The organism is Allobaileyella intestinalis (assembly GCF_009695865.1).
GTDB classification, from domain to species: Bacteria; Bacillota; Clostridia; order Peptostreptococcales; family Anaerovoracaceae; genus Allobaileyella; species Allobaileyella intestinalis.
Window position 1 is genome coordinate 298,273 of the sequence record NZ_VUNB01000002.1, and the last position, 15,683, is coordinate 313,955.

A 15,683-nucleotide genomic window follows, 5' to 3' on the forward strand; every position below is an offset into this window, starting at 1 on the left:
TGCATAGGGCAGCATGAATACTATTTTTACGGATCGGTCGCATAGGCGGGACGATCCCCTACACTAATAAACGAAAGGAAAATAACAATGGATAAGGATCAGATCATTGAAGCCCTGAAGGGTATGACACTGCTTGAGATCAACGAGCTGGTTAAGGCTTGTGAGGAAGAATTCGGCGTATCTGCTGCAGCTGTAGCTGTTGCACCTGCTGGTGCTGGCGCTGGCGCTGACGCTGCTGAGGAGCAGACAGAGTTCACAGTAGTTCTGAAGGAGATCGGCGACAACAAGATCAAGGTTATCAAGGCTGTAAGAGAGGCTACTGGACTTGGTCTGAAGGAGGCTAAGGCACTGGTAGACGGAGCTCCTGCAAACGTTAAGGAGAACGTAGAGAAGGCTGAGGCTGACGCTCTGAAGGCTGCACTGGAAGAGGTTGGCGCAGTAGTAGAGCTGAAGTAGTTCAGAAGTTAAGCAAAGCAGAAATTGGACCCTGTTTTGGCAGGGTTCAATTTTTTGGTATGCTGCGATAAATGGGGCATGGAAGCCGGCTGAGTTGGCGTGAAATGCCCTTTTTTCCATCTATATGCACTTTCCCCCTGTCCTCCTTTGCCGGGCATCAAATTGAGATGCGGGAATGGGGACATCTCCATAATCGATATATGGAAAAACCTGTCTGGCAATGCCGGAAGGAGCGGGGATCCGGGGAAAATGCATATGCATGGGAAAATATACTTTATTCATCAGGATTAATCCTTGATTATTGAAGAAGATTTCAATATAATTGTAAGTTGCTATAGAGTCGAAAAGTTATGAATCAATAAGGAGTAATAACATGCCAAAACCTGTAAAAGTCGGAAGGAAAGAGCGCATGACTTTCGCTAAAATCAATGAGGTTTGCCAGATGCCAAATCTTATTGACATCCAGACGAAATCATACGATTGGTTCGTCAAGGAAGGTCTTGCCGAGGTGCTGGAGGACGTTTCCCCAATCTGGGATACAACGAATACGCTCCGCCTCTCTTTCACTGATTATTCCTTTTCTGATACTCCAAAGTACAGTCAGGAGGAATGTAAGGACAGAGAGGCCACATACGCAACTTCCCTAACTGTCAAGGTACGGCTCAAGAACATGGAGACAGGCGCCATTATGGAGCAGGACGTGTTCATGGGCGAGTTCCCGTTGATGACAGAAAAAGGCACGTTTATTTATAACGGTGCGGAGAGAGCCATTGTTACACAGCTGGTTCGTTCTCCAGGACCGTATTTTGGCGTTGAAGTGGATAAATCCAATCAGAGCCTTTATTCTGCACAGATAATCCCTAACAGGGGAGCCTGGCTGGAGTATGAAACAGATTCCAACAGCATACTTTACGCCAGAGTTGACAGACAGAGAAAGCTGCCGATCACTACATTCCTGAGAGCTCTTGGTCTCAGCACAAATAAGGACATCCTGGATGTATTCGGAGATGACCCGAGACTGATGAGCACCTTCGAGAAGGATAGTGCCAAGGACAGAGATGACGGACTCAGAGAGATCTACAGAAGACTGAGACCTGGTGAGCCGCCTACAGTTGAGAATGCCAAGTCCATGCTCAACGCACTTCTCTTTGATCCGAAGCGCTATGATCTGGCAAAGGTAGGAAGATACAAGTATAACAAGAAGCTGGGAATTCACGACAGACTTGTGGATGCCATTGCTGCAGAGGACGTAATAGATCCTAACAGCGGAGAAGTCCTTGTAGAAGAAGGACAGGTAATCTCCAGAGCTATGGCAATGACCATCGAAGATGCCGGTGTTCTTTCCGTTGAGGTAAAGAGTAAGCAGCACGAACACGAGACTACAAAGGTCATCGGAAACAACTTCGTTGATCCTTCAAAGTACGTAAACTTCGATGTTGCACCTCTGAAGCTTTCAGAGAAGGTATTCTATCCAGTTCTGAAAGAGATTCTGGACGAGAACGACACAGATGAGGACATCAAGGCTGCAATGGCTGCCAGGAAGCACGAGCTTTCTCCAAAGCACATCATCCTTGAGGATATTATCGCTTCCGTCAGCTATATGCTGAACCTGAACTTCGGCCTTGGAAAGACCGACGATATCGACCATCTGGGCAACAGAAGATTGAGAACTGTAGGCGAACTGCTGCAGAACCAGTTCCGCATCGGATTTGCCAGAATGGAGAAGGCAGTAAGAGAAAGAATGACTACTGAGAATGCAACTCCTCAGCAGGTCATCAACATCAGACCTATTACTGCTGCAGTAAGAGAATTCTTCGGAAGTTCACAGCTGTCACAGTTCATGGACCAGAACAACCCGCTGGCAGAGCTGACTCATAAGAGAAGACTGTCTGCCCTGGGACCTGGCGGTCTGTCAAGAGAGAGAGCCGGATTTGAAGTTCGAGATGTACACTATTCTCACTACGGAAGAATGTGCCCGGTAGAGACACCTGAAGGTCCTAATATCGGACTGATCGGATCTCTGACCACTTACGGAATCATCAATGAATACGGATTCATCGAGACTCCATACAGAAAAGTAGATAAAGAAACAGGAATTGTCACAAAGCAGGTAGATTATCTTTCCGCCGATGATGAGGAACTGATGATCGTAGCTCAGGCCAACGAACCGCTGGATGAGAACGACAGATTCGTAAATCAGAAGGTAGCCGTAAGAGGCGTTGCCGGAGAGATCACCATGGTACCTCGCTCAGAAGTAGACTACATGGACGTTTCTCCTAAGCAGGTAGTATCAGTAGCTACAGCTATGATTCCGTTCCTGGAGAACGACGACGCCAACCGAGCTCTCATGGGATCAAACATGCAGAGACAGGCAGTTCCACTTCTTATGACAGAGGCTCCTTTTGTTGGAACCGGAATTGAGTACAAGGCAGCTTGCGACTCTGGTGCAGTAGTTCTGGCCAAGCATGCTGGTGTGGTTGAGTTCATCGATGCCCAGTACATCAAGATTAGAAGAGACGATGACGGCACCATGGACGAGTACAAGATGCTCAAGTTCAAGAGGTCCAACCAGGGAACCTGCATTAACCAGAAGCCGATCGTTTCCTATGGTGAGCACATTGAGGCCGGAGAAGTAATTGCAGACGGCCCTTCAACAAACCTGGGAGAGATTTCCCTTGGTAAGAACCTTCTTATCGGATACATGACCTGGGAAGGTTACAACTACGAGGATGCTATCGTCCTCAATGAGCGTCTGCTCATGGACGACGTGCTCACTTCTCTCCATGTTGAAAGATATGAGTGCGAGGCAAGAGATACAAAGCTGGGTGCTGAGGAAATCACAAGAGATATTCCGAACGTTGGAGAAGATGCCCTGAAGGATCTGGATGAAGACGGAATCATCAGAGTAGGTGCTGAGGTTAAGTCTTCAGATATCCTGGTAGGAAAGCTTACTCCTAAGAGCGAAACAGACCTGTCTGCTGAGATCAGACTGCTGAGAGCTATCTTCGGCGAGAAGTCTAAGGAAGTAAGAGATACTTCCCTCAAGGTACCTCACGGAGAAGAGGGTATCGTAGTAGATGTAAAGACATTCTCAAGAGATGATGGCACAAGTGAGCTTCCACCGGGAGTAAACAAGATCGTCAGAGTTTACATCATCACAAAGAGAAAGATCAGAGTCGGAGACAAGATGTCCGGCCGTCACGGAAATAAGGGTGTAATTTCAAGAATCCTTCCTGAGGAGGATATGCCATTTAAGGATGACGGCGAATCATTACAGGTAATGCTGAACCCTCTGGGCGTACCTTCCCGAATGAACATCGGACAGGTACTGGAGGTTCACCTGGGACTGGCAGCCAAGGCAAAGGGCTGGTACATCTCAACACCTGTATTTGACGGAGCCAAGGAGACAGACATACAGGATCTCCTGGAAGAAACAGGATACGACAGATCCGGCAAGCTGTGGCTGAGAGACGGAAGAACGGGCGAATACTTCGACCATCCTGTAACAGTAGGCTACATGTACATGCTGAAACTGCACCATCTGGTAGACGACAAGATTCACGCCAGATCAACAGGTCCTTACTCTCTGGTAACACAGCAGCCTCTGGGCGGAAAAGCTCAGTTCGGAGGCCAGAGATTCGGAGAAATGGAGGTTTGGGCTCTTGAGGCTTACGGTGCCGCATCAACACTGCAGGAAATCCTGACAGTAAAATCCGATGACATCATCGGCCGTGTAAAGACATACGAAGCTATCGTCAAGGGCAACAACATCCCTGAACCTGGTATTCCAGAGTCCTTCAAGGTACTCATCAAGGAACTGCAGGCCCTGGCACTGGATGTAAGAGTAATGTCCGGTGACAACAAGGAGATCAAGCTGAGAGAAACCTCTGAGTACGATGACGCCGCAACTGTTGACCGCATGCTGAAAGAAGCCGACAGACAGGCTGAAGCAAAGAGAGCCAGAGAAGAAGCTCGTGAAGAAGAGAGAGCCAGAAAGGCTCAGTTAGAAGCTGATGAAGAGTCAGATGAAGATGCTGAGCCAGATGACAATGAGCTGGACAAAGAATTCAATGAAAAAGCTCAGGCAGGTCTTGAGCCAGATGACGACATGGACGATGTGGATGATGACGATTCTTCAGAATCCATGGAGGATATCGACAAGCTCATTGGCGGTACTGAGTCCGATATTGACAACTAACAAAAGGGAGGAAGCATGAACAAAGATAACAATTACGATCTGAGAAATTTCGAATCTCTGCAGATCAAATTGGCATCGACTGAGAAAATGCTGGAGTGGTCCCACGGTGAGGTAACAAAGCCTGAGACCATTAACTACAGAACTCTCAAACCTGAAAGGGACGGACTCTTCTGTGAGAAGATTTTCGGACCAACAAAAGACTGGACATGTTCCTGCGGTAAATACAACAAGATCCGTTATAAGGGTATGGTATGCCCTTATTGCGGAGTTGAAGTTACCAAGTCAAAGGTAAGAAGAGAGAGAATGGGACACATCAGTCTGGTGGCTCCTGTTTCTCACATCTGGTATTTCAAGGGAATCCCTTCAAGAATCGGACTGGTGCTGGACATCACTCCAAAGAATCTTGAAAGAGTCCTGTATTTCGCATCATATATCGTAACTGATCCGGGAGAAACTCCTTTCGAGTACAAGGAGATTATCGAGGAAAATCAGTACAACGAAGCAAGAGAGATTTACGGCAAGAACTTCGAGGCTGGAATGGGCGCAGAAGCTATCAAGAAGCTTCTCTCTGATGTAGACACAGAGAAGCTGGCCTGCGAGCTCAGAGAACAGCTGGAGAAGGCTTCCGGACAGAAGAAGATCAAGCTTGTAAGAAGACTGGAAGTAATTGAGGCATTCAACCAGTCAGGAAACAGGCCTGAATGGATGATACTGGATGTAGTTCCGGTTATACCACCAGATCTCCGTCCTATGGTTCAGCTGGATGGCGGAAGATTTGCCACATCTGACCTGAACGACCTGTATAGAAGAGTAATCAACAGAAATAACCGTCTGAAGAAGCTGCTGGAACTTGGTGCTCCTGACATCATTATCAGGAACGAGAAGAGAATGCTCCAGGAATCAGTAGACTCCCTCATAGATAACGGCAGAAGAGGAAGAGCGGTAACAGGAGCTGCAGGAAGACAGCTTAAGTCCCTGTCCGACATGCTGAAAGGCAAGCAGGGACGTTTCCGTCAGAACCTGCTGGGTAAGCGTGTAGACTACTCCGGCCGTTCTGTAATCGTAGTAGGACCAGAGCTGAAGTTCTACCAGTGCGGTCTTCCTAAGACCATGGCACTGGAACTCTTCAAGCCTTTCATCATGAAAGAGCTGGTTGAGAGAGGCAAGGCACACAACATCAAGAGTGCCAAGACAATGGTGGAAAAGGTTAAACCGGAAGTTTGGGATGTTCTGGACTACGTCATCAAGGATCATCCGGTTCTCCTGAACCGTGCCCCTACACTGCACAGACTGGGAATTCAGGCATTTGAGCCAGTGCTGGTAGAAGGAAAGGCTATCAAGCTTCACCCTCTGGCATGTACAGCTTTCAACGCCGACTTCGACGGAGACCAGATGGCCGTTCACGTTCCGCTGTCTGTCGAAGCACAGGCTGAGGCCAGATTCCTCATGCTCTCAATCAACAACATCCTTGCACCTAAGGACGGATCTCCTATTACCATTCCGACACAGGATATGATTCTGGGAGCTTACTATCTAACATATCCAGGAAGAAGCAAGAAGGTTGAAGTCAAGGACGGAAAAGAAACTGTCATTGACGCAATGGATACCTTTACTGAGACTGACCGCAAGGGATACAGACAGATCAAGGGTGCAAGAGTAAAGGACGTCAAGTATACAGACAACAAGCACAGAATCGAAATAGCCGAGCTGAGAAAAGACATCAAAGAAGGCAAGAACAAGCTGACCAAGACCGGTGAAGAAGTGTTCGAGGTCAAGTATGATATCTGGCCTGTAGATGCAGTAGACGGCGAGCTTACAAACACCAACGAAGTGATTACAATCACAAAGCTGAGATCCGAGATGAAGAACGGAGAAGTCATTGAAGACGGCTCAGTTGTAAGCACAACCACCTACGAAAGAATCCCTGAAAAGGGAGACGGTAAGTGCTTTGCAGACATCAACGAAATGATGATGGCTTACCAGACCGGAATCGTGGCAATCCACGCCAAGGTCAAAGTCAGAATGTTTGGTGTTGGAACTGACAAAGATGACAGAGGTCACCTTGTAGAGTCAACAGTCGGAAGATTCATCTACAACAGGGGACTTCCTCAGGACATCGGTTTCGTAGACAGAAGCAAGGACAAATACAATCTTGAGATTGATTTCCTGGTAAGTAAGAAAAACCTTGGATCAATCATTGACAAGTGCTTCAAGACCCACGGCAATACAGAAACCGTACTGATGCTGGACTACATCAAATCCATGGGATATCACTATTCCACAAAGGCTGCCGTAACAATCGGTGTTTCCGACATGGAGATTCCTCAGGAAAAATATCCTATCATCGCAGAGGCAAACAAGAGACAGGAGCTTTATCAGAGCTACTATGACAAGGGTCTCATGACTGCCGACGAAAGATACGACAGGATCATCAAGATCTGGGGAGAGACAACCGAGAAAGTTGCAGACATCCTGATGGGATCCCTCAGCGAGACAAATAACTTGTACATCATGGCTAACTCAGGAGCCAGAGGTAACAAGAGCCAGATCAGCCAGATCGGAGGAATGAGAGGACTGATGGCAAACGCTACAGGACACACTGTAGAGGTGCCTATCACTTCCAACTTCCGTGAAGGACTTTCCATTCTGGATTACTTCATTTCCTCTAACGGTGCCAGAAAGGGTCTGGCCGATACAGCTCTGAGAACAGCCGACTCAGGATACCTGACAAGAAGACTGGTAGACGTATCTCACAGCGTTATCGTTACTGAGGACGACTGCGGCACTGACGAAGGTATTGATATCAGCGCATTCGTTGACGGAAATGAAAAAATTGAGCCGCTGTCCCAGAGGATTGCGGGCAGATACGCAAAGGAAGACATTGTCGACAGTGAAGGAAACGTTCTGGTACACAGCAATGAATTCATCTCTGACGACATGGCAGAGGCTGTTGAGGCAGCAGGAATCACCAACGTCAAGATCAGATCCATCATGACCTGCCACAGCAGAAGGGGTGTTTGTGCTAAGTGCTACGGAAGAAACATGGCTACAGGCAAGCTGGTACAGCCTGGTGAAGCAGTTGGAATCATTGCTGCCCAGTCCATCGGTGAGCCTGGTACTCAGCTGACCATGAGAACATTCCATACAGGCGGAGTTGCCGGTGGAGATATCACTCAGGGTCTTCCAAGAGTAGAGGAGCTTTTCGAGGCAAGAAAACCTAAGGGTATTGCTGAGATCTGCGAGGCTGACGGAATTGTATCTTCTATAGAGACAAGAGACGACAACAAGACAGACCTGACCGTTGATGAGAAAGACGGACAGAGAACATACGTAATCCCATACGGTGCCAGAATCATCCCAGGGGTTGGAAGCAAGGTAAAGGCTGGTACACCTCTTACAAGAGGACCGCTGAACCCTCATGACATCATGAGAATCCTGGGTGTTCCTGGAGTATATGACTATCTGCTCAGAGAAGTTCAGAGAGTATATAAGAGCCAGGGTGTAGACATCAACGACAAGCACATTGAGGTTATCGTAAGCCAGATGCTTTCCAAGTACAAAGTCGAGAAGGCAGGAGACACAGGACTGCTGCCTGGCAGCATGTACAGCCGTTTCGAAGTAATGGAGGCAAACTCCAAAGCCGTTGAAAATGGCGGAGAGCCGGCAACTTACGAAAGAGTCCTTCTGGGAATCACAAAGGCTGCACTGGCAACAAGCTCATTCCTGTCAGCTGCATCCTTCCAGGAGACAACAAGAGTCCTCACTGATGCAGCAATCAAGGGCAAGACCGACCATCTGAACGGACTTAAGGAAAATGTAATGATAGGAAAACTGATTCCTGCAGGAACCGGCATGAAGCGTTACAGAAACATTCAGGTGGATTACGGCGAGAATGAAGAAATGATGCGTCAGGCAGGAAAACAGGCAGAGGAAGTTCAGCCTGAAGAAGGTACCACCTCAGAAGGTCTGGCATCCATCACAATGGAGATGACAACCGGTCAAACTGATACAGCAGGACTGACACAGGTATCTGAAGATCAGATCGAAGGATAGTCACAAGTACCTGGACAAGTGCAAAACAGGTTTTATCGATTTTTATCGTTAAAACCTGTTTTTTATATGTTGACACGCCTGCGGTGAAATTGTTATAATTTAACGGTTCGAGACAGCTTGCGGACCCCCGGGCCCGTAGCTTTTCTTGATAAAAAATTTTAAAGGAAAGGAGACAATAATGCCTACTATCAATCAATTAGTACGTCAGGGCAGAACAAGCTCAGTAAAGAAGTCTGCAGCTCCTGCACTCGGTAAGAACATGAACACTCTGAAGAAGACTCTTACCGACGTAAATTCCCCTCAGAAGAGAGGAGTATGTGTAGCAGTAAGAACTGTAACTCCTAAGAAGCCGAATTCAGCTCTGAGAAAGATTGCAAGAGTACGTCTGACAAACGGTATGGAAGTATCTGCATACATTCCTGGAATTGGTCACAACCTTCAGGAGCACAGTGTAGTACTGATCAGAGGCGGAAGAGTTAAGGACCTGCCTGGTGTTAGATACCATATCGTAAGAGGAACACTGGATACAGCCGGTGTTGCAAATCGTGGTCAGGGACGTTCCAAGTATGGAGCAAAGAGACCAAAGAAGTAGTTGATTTCGGGATATTGTCTTAATATTTAATATAAATAGATATTAAGGCGCCACGGCCAGTGACAGAAGCTTGGCCGAGTACCCCGCGTTGCAAGGAGGGAAGAGAAGTGCCTAGAAAAGGTAACACACCAAAGAGAGAAGTACTTCCAGATCCGGTATACGGCAGCGTAGTAGTTGCCAAGCTGATTAACAGCATTATGCTTGACGGCAAGAAGGGCGTTGCCCAGGGAATCGTCTACGATGCATTTGATCAGGTAAAAGAGAAGACCGGCGAGGAGCCACTGGAAGTATTTGAGAAGGCAATGGCAAACATCATGCCAGTGCTGGAAGTTAAAGCTAGAAGAATTGGTGGTGCAAACTATCAGGTTCCAATCGAAGTAAGACCAGCAAGACGTCAGACACTGGCTCTCAGATGGCTTACAAGATTCACAAGACTGAGAAGTGAGAGAACCATGTCCGAGAGACTCGCTAACGAGATCATGGACGCAGCCAACAACACAGGTGCATCCGTTAAGAGAAAGGAAGACACCCACAAGATGGCTGAGGCTAATAAGGCGTTTGCACACTTCAGGTATTAATTGATGAGATACCTGACAGTAATAAAGTAGAAGGGAGGATATAATGCCAAGAAGTTTTTCGCTTGAAAATACGAGAAACATCGGTATCATGGCACACATCGATGCTGGTAAGACAACTACCACAGAGAGAATTCTGTTCTATACAGGAAAGACTCATAAGATCGGTGAGACCCATGACGGAGCCGCTACCATGGACTACATGGAACAGGAGCAGGAGCGCGGCATTACTATTACCTCTGCTGCTACTACAGCTCAGTGGAAGAACACAAGAATCAACATCATCGACACCCCTGGACACGTAGACTTTACCGTTGAGGTAGAGAGATCCCTGCGTGTACTGGACGGAGCTGTTATGGTGCTGAGTGCCAAAGAGGGTGTAGAGCCTCAGTCAGAGACTGTCTGGAGACAGGCTGAGAAGTATGAAGTACCAAGAATGATTTTTGTCAACAAGATGGATATCATCGGTGCAAACTTCTTCAACGTTGTGGAGATGGTTCAGGAGAGACTGAGGGCGAACGCAGTTGCTGTACAGATTCCTATCGGTGCAGAGAACGAGTTCGCCGGAATCATAGATCTTTTGACTATGAAGGCAGAGGTTTATAAGGATCAGCTGGGCAAGGAGATTGAGATCGAGGAAATCCCTGCCAACATGCTGGATGAAGCAAAGGCCTGGAGAGAAAAGATGGTCGAGGCCGTTGTTGATAAGGACGAGGACCTCATGATGAAGTATCTCGAGGGCGAAGAGATTACTATCGACGAACTGAAGACAGTAATCAGAAGAGCAACAATCGCCAACGAGATGTTCCCTGTATTCTGCGGTTCAGCATACAGAAACAAGGGTGTTCAGATGATGCTGGACGGTGTTGTAGATTACATGCCATCACCTCTGGACATTCCTGCTATCAAGGGTGTAAACCCTGATACAGAGGAAGAGGACCAGAGACACCCTAGCGACAAGGAGCCATTCTCCGCACTGGCATTCAAGATTGTGACTGACCCTTATGTTGGTAAGCTGGCATTCTTCAGAGTATATTCAGGAACACTGGACACAGGTTCCTATGTATATAACTCTGTAAAGGGCAAGAGAGAGCGTATCGGACGTATCCTGCAGATGCACGCAAACCACAGAAAAGAGATCGACAAGGTTTACGCAGGAGATATCGCTGCTGCTGTAGGTCTGAAGAACACCACAACTGGTGATACACTCTGTGATGAGGATCATCCGATTGTTCTGGAGTCAATGGAGTTCCCTGACCCAGTAATCGAGATTGCTATCGAGCCAAAGACAAAAGCAGGCCAGGAGAAGATGGGTATGGCCCTTGCCAAGCTGGCAGAGGAGGACCCAACCTTCAAGACATATACAAACCCTGACACCGGACAGACAATCATCGCCGGAATGGGAGAACTTCACCTGGAGATCATCGTAGACAGACTTCTCAGAGAGTTCAAGGTAGAGGCCAACGTAGGTAAGCCACAGGTTTCCTACAAGGAGACTATCACTCAGGAAGTGGACGAGGATTACAAGCACAAGAAACAGTCTGGTGGTTCTGGTCAGTACGGACACGTCAAGTTCAGAATGTATCCGAGAGAAGCAGGCTCCGGATTCGAGTTCAAGAACTCTGTTACCGGTGGTAACATTCCTAAGGAATACATTCCAAAGATCGAGGAAGGATTCAGAGAGGCCATGCAGAATGGTCCGGTTGCCGGATATCAGATGGTTGATATCGGAATCGATCTGTACGACGGTTCTTACCACGAAGTCGACTCTTCAGAGATGGCATTCAAGATTGCTGCTTCCATGGGATTCAAGGAAGCATGCAGAAAGGCTGCCCCTGTTCTGCTTGAGCCTATCTTCAAGGTAGAGGTAACTGTACCTGAGAACTACATGGGAGACATTATCGGAGATATCAGCTCCAAGAGAGGTAAGATCGAGGGATCTGACATCAACAATGGTGCTGCTATCGTAAGAGGATTCGTTCCACTGTCCGAGATGTTCGGATATGCCACAAACCTGAGATCCAAGACTCAGGGAAGAGGTGTATATGTAATGCAGTTCGACCACTTTGCTAAGCTGCCTGAAAGCCTTCAGGAGAAGATCGCAAAGTAGTTTTCCGTAAAGGATTACAATAATATTTCAGGGCAGATTCATCTGCCCTGTGTCGTTATATTTTTATGCATGAACCATATGGAGGAAATTTGATATGGCAAAGCAGAAGTATGAGAGAACCAAACCACATATCAACATTGGTACTATCGGCCACGTTGACCATGGTAAGACAACTCTGACAGCAGCTATCACAAAGGTACTGCACGAGAGATACGGACTGGGTGCAGACGTTGCATTCGATCAGATCGACAAGGCACCGGAAGAGAAGGCAAGAGGAATCACAATTTCTTCCGCACACGTAGAGTATGAGACACCTAACAGACACTACGCTCACGTAGACTGCCCAGGCCACGCTGACTATGTAAAGAACATGATTACAGGAGCAGCTCAGATGGATGGAGCTATCCTGGTAGTAGCAGCAACAGACGGACCAATGCCACAGACAAGAGAGCACATTCTTCTGTCCCGTCAGGTAGGCGTTCCTTACATCATCGTATTCCTGAACAAGTGCGATATGGTAGACGACGAGGAGCTTCTGGACCTGGTAGAGATGGAAGTAAGAGAGCTTCTTGACGAGTATGATTTCCCTGGCGATGACACACCAATCATCAGAGGATCTGCTCTGAAGGCACTTGAGGATCCAGCAGGTCCTTGGGGAGACAAGGTAGTAGAGCTGATGGAGGCTGTAGACAGCTACATTCCTGAGCCACAGAGAGCAAACGACCAGCCGTTCATCATGCCTGTAGAGGACGTATTCTCCATTACAGGACGTGGAACAGTAGCTACAGGAAGAGTAGAGCGTGGAATGCTGAAGGTCGGCGACGAGGTAGAGATCGTAGGACTGACAGACGAGAAGCGTAAGGTTGTAGTAACTGGCGTAGAGATGTTCAAGAAGACACTGGATCAGGCAGAGACAGGAGACAACATCGGAGCTCTGCTGAGAGGTGTACAGAGGAACGAGATCGAGAGAGGACAGGTACTTGCAAAGCCAGGTACAATTCATCCTCACACAAAGTTCAAGGGCCAGGTATACGTACTGAAGAAGGAAGAGGGTGGTCGTCACACTCCATTCTTCAACGGATACAGACCACAGTTCTACTTCAGAACAACTGACGTAACAGGAGATCTGAAGCTTCCAGAAGGCACAGAGATGTGCATGCCTGGAGACAACGTAGTAATGGAGATCGACCTGATCACACCAATTGCTATCGAGGAAGGACTGAGATTCGCCATCAGAGAGGGTGGTAGAACAGTAGGTTCTGGCGTTGTTACAGAGATTCTCGAGTAATTACGTCTGACAAAATGAAATGAATAGACTCGAAAGGGTCTATAAGTGAAAAATGGGCTGACGCGTCTTTTGCGTCAGCCCATTTTTTCAGTATAAGAGGACAGTGGAGGAAACTAGCAGGTGTCCAGGGGCAATCGTAGGCGTATTGGAGGCTGAAATTCCATGATATATGCAGGAAGTTGTATATCATGGAGCGGAGGGGACGAATTTTCCATGATATACGAAAAAGTTCTCATATCATGGAAGGGGAATTGAAAATATTCCATGGTATACGGAAAAGTTCTCATATCGTGGAAGGGGACTGCCAAAACATTCCATGATATATGAAAAAATACTTATACCATGGAACCCGGCGTCAAAACCTTCCATGGTATATGGAAAAAATCCTATATCATGGAACCCGGCGTCAAAACCTTCCATGATATATGGAAAAAATCCTATACCATGGAACCAGCGGTCAAAGCCATCCATGATATATGGAAAAATTCCTATACCATGGAACCAGCGGTCAAAGTCTTCCATGATATATGGAAAAAATCCTATACCATGGAACCCAAATAATCCACAAAAAATAATTCCATGGTATAAGGAAAAATTATCCACACCATGGAATTATTACTGTCCGGCCAAGCCTCCTGATTACTCCTCAAGTCGGCCTCAACTCAGCCTCAACTGGGCCTCAAGCCGGTCCCTACTCTTCCTCCGAGTACTCAAACTCCTTGTCCAGATTTTCAACAGTAGGCAGCCAGTCAGCGTACCTGCTTTCAATGGCATTGGTAACACCTGCTTCGTTCTGGGACACGCTTAGCTGGTGATCAGCCTTGTTCATAGGTACCAGCGTTCCTGCTCCGCCAATGCAGCCGCCGGGACAGGCCATGCCCTCAATAAGATAGCCGTCGTATTTTCCCTTGCTGGCAAGGAGCATCATCTTCTTGCATTCAGCCAGTCCCTCAGCTTTTGCGATTTTGACTTCAATTTCAGGATGAGTTTTCTCAATGTGGTTGGCAACGGCCTGAGCCACGCCGCCGCTTCTGGCAAAACCGTATCCATCCCTGCTGGCCTTTCTCAGTGGCTCTTTTTCCGTCATCTCATCAAAATTAAGTCCCTTTGCAGTGAACATTCCGGCCAGTTCCTCGAAGGTGAGGGTGAAGTCCACAAAGCTTTTTACGGACTTGCGGCTGGCCTCGTTTTTCTTGGAGAGACACGGCCCGATGAAAGCGATTTTGCAGTCAGGATGCTTCTTCTTAACAAGTCTTGCGGTAAGAACCATTGGTGTCAGAGCCATGGAGATGGTATTTGCGTATTCCGGAAATTCCTTTTTTGCAAAAATCGACCAGGCAGGACAGCAGCTGGTGCCCATGAAAGGAATGTTTTCCGGAACGTCCTTCAGGAAGTGGCCGGCTTCCTGAATGGTGCAGAGGTCAGCTCCCACGGCTACCTCCATTACATCCTTGAATCCCAGAATTCCAAAGGCTTCCTTCATTTTAGTATCAGTAAAGGATTTTCCGAACTGCCCGGCAATAGCCGGAGCGACGATTGCATACACGTCGGTGTCGCTTTCCAGCGCCCGTACAGTCTGGTATATCTGACCTTTGTCTACAATGGCCGCAAAAGGACAGCTGTCCAGGCATATGCCGCAGGACACACATTTTTCCTGATCAATCTCTGCGTGACCGTATTGGTTTTCGTGGATGGCGCCGATACCGCAGGCCTGAACACAAGGCCTTTTCTGGTGAATAATGGCATTGTACGGACATGCCTTCAGGCATCTTTCACACTTGATGCAGGCGTCCTGGTCGATGAAAGAGCGGCCGTCCTTCATTGAAATGCATTTTTTCGGGCACACCTCCATGCAAGGGTGCTCAAGGCAGCCCTGACATCCGTTGGTCACAAAAACCCTGTTGTCCGGACACCTGTTACATGCAACTTTTATGATGTCCAGCAGGGGTGGCTCGTAATATGTATCGGCAATCATGCTCTCATCTACACCGGCAGAGGCAGGAACATAAGTGTCAATGGGACGGAGAGGCAGCCCCATAGCCGCTCTCAGCCTTTCGCCAACCACAGCCCGCTCCAGAAAGATAGTATCCCGGAATGGTTCGTCATTAAGGGGGACGATTTTAAACGGAAGCTGATCTATGGCTTCCGGACCGGCACCCTCATATCCCAGCCTGGCTATTTCCTCAAAAACCTTTCTGCGCAGCCGCCTTTTGTCAGTGGCATATCCCTTCATATTAATCCTCCATCAAATCAAAATGTAACTGTGCCGTCAGATAGTCATATTTTTGTCGTTAAATTGTTGACACAGCTTTTCTATACTAACATGGAGCGTGGGCGATAACAACAGGAATTAACAGGATTTCGGGAGAGTTTTTTGGAAAAAAAGATGCCTTCTGTAGTTACGTGTGCGG

The 15,683-nt window shown here is 47.6% G+C and carries 9 protein-coding genes; 7 read left to right on the forward strand and 2 right to left on the reverse strand.

What is annotated here, in order from left to right:
* Nucleotides 1-87 precede the first annotated feature (87 nt).
* From rplL to tuf, 7 genes are all read left to right on the forward strand, one after another.
* A complete protein-coding gene (gene rplL / locus FYJ66_RS03290) occupies nucleotides 88-456 on the forward strand; it encodes a 50S ribosomal protein L7/L12 (protein WP_154572079.1) in 369 nt (122 codons plus the stop codon).
* A 373-nt stretch (nucleotides 457-829) separates the two neighbouring features.
* Complete coding sequence (rpoB, locus tag FYJ66_RS03295; RefSeq protein ID WP_154572080.1) at nucleotides 830-4,654, forward strand: DNA-directed RNA polymerase subunit beta; 3,825 nt, start codon at nucleotides 830-832, stop codon at nucleotides 4,652-4,654.
* Nucleotides 4,655-4,669: 15 nt separating this feature from the next.
* Nucleotides 4,670-8,707 (forward strand): DNA-directed RNA polymerase subunit beta', encoded by a 4,038-nt coding sequence (locus FYJ66_RS09280; protein ID WP_235897337.1) that lies wholly within the window; start codon nucleotides 4,670-4,672, stop codon nucleotides 8,705-8,707.
* A gap of 178 nt (nucleotides 8,708-8,885) precedes the next feature.
* Complete coding sequence (gene rpsL, locus FYJ66_RS03310; RefSeq protein WP_154572081.1) at nucleotides 8,886-9,299, forward strand: 30S ribosomal protein S12; 414 nt, start codon at nucleotides 8,886-8,888, stop codon at nucleotides 9,297-9,299.
* Nucleotides 9,300-9,406: 107 nt separating this feature from the next.
* Nucleotides 9,407-9,877: a 30S ribosomal protein S7 gene (rpsG, locus tag FYJ66_RS03315; protein ID WP_270303507.1), complete on the forward strand. Its 471-nt coding sequence runs from the start codon at nucleotides 9,407-9,409 to the stop codon at nucleotides 9,875-9,877.
* A 43-nt stretch (nucleotides 9,878-9,920) separates the two neighbouring features.
* On the forward strand, nucleotides 9,921-11,984 hold the full coding sequence (gene fusA / locus FYJ66_RS03320; RefSeq protein ID WP_154572082.1) for an elongation factor G: 2,064 nt from the start codon (nucleotides 9,921-9,923) through the stop codon (nucleotides 11,982-11,984).
* A gap of 94 nt (nucleotides 11,985-12,078) precedes the next feature.
* On the forward strand, nucleotides 12,079-13,272 hold the full coding sequence (gene tuf / locus FYJ66_RS03325) for an elongation factor Tu (protein WP_154571841.1): 1,194 nt from the start codon (nucleotides 12,079-12,081) through the stop codon (nucleotides 13,270-13,272).
* 237 nt (nucleotides 13,273-13,509) lie between these two features.
* On the opposite strand, the gene FYJ66_RS03330 is transcribed toward tuf, so the two are convergent.
* The gene (locus FYJ66_RS03330) at nucleotides 13,510-13,794 is read right to left on the reverse strand and encodes a hypothetical protein (protein WP_154572083.1); all 285 of its coding nucleotides are present in this window, start codon (nucleotides 13,792-13,794) and stop codon (nucleotides 13,510-13,512) included.
* Nucleotides 13,795-13,963: 169 nt separating this feature from the next.
* Nucleotides 13,964-15,505 carry a 4Fe-4S dicluster domain-containing protein gene (locus FYJ66_RS03335; protein WP_154572084.1) on the reverse strand — a complete coding sequence of 514 codons (1,542 nt, stop codon included), beginning with the start codon at nucleotides 15,503-15,505 and terminating at the stop codon, nucleotides 13,964-13,966.
* Nucleotides 15,506-15,683 lie beyond the last annotated feature (178 nt).

Excerpts from the sequence above, each read along its gene's own strand:
- FYJ66_RS03330 (WP_154572083.1), bottom strand. The coding sequence starts at position 13,794 with ATGGAAGACTTTGACCGCTGGTTCCATGGTATAGGAATTTTTCCATAT.
- FYJ66_RS03335 (WP_154572084.1), bottom strand. The coding sequence starts at position 15,505 with ATGAAGGGATATGCCACTGACAAAAGGCGGCTGCGCAGAAAGGTTTTT.
- FYJ66_RS09280 (WP_235897337.1), top strand. The coding sequence starts at position 4,670 with ATGAACAAAGATAACAATTACGATCTGAGAAATTTCGAATCTCTGCAG.
- fusA (WP_154572082.1), top strand. The coding sequence starts at position 9,921 with ATGCCAAGAAGTTTTTCGCTTGAAAATACGAGAAACATCGGTATCATG.
- rplL (WP_154572079.1), top strand. The coding sequence starts at position 88 with ATGGATAAGGATCAGATCATTGAAGCCCTGAAGGGTATGACACTGCTT.
- rpoB (WP_154572080.1), top strand. The coding sequence starts at position 830 with ATGCCAAAACCTGTAAAAGTCGGAAGGAAAGAGCGCATGACTTTCGCT.
- tuf (WP_154571841.1), top strand. The coding sequence starts at position 12,079 with ATGGCAAAGCAGAAGTATGAGAGAACCAAACCACATATCAACATTGGT.
- rpsL (WP_154572081.1), top strand. The coding sequence starts at position 8,886 with ATGCCTACTATCAATCAATTAGTACGTCAGGGCAGAACAAGCTCAGTA.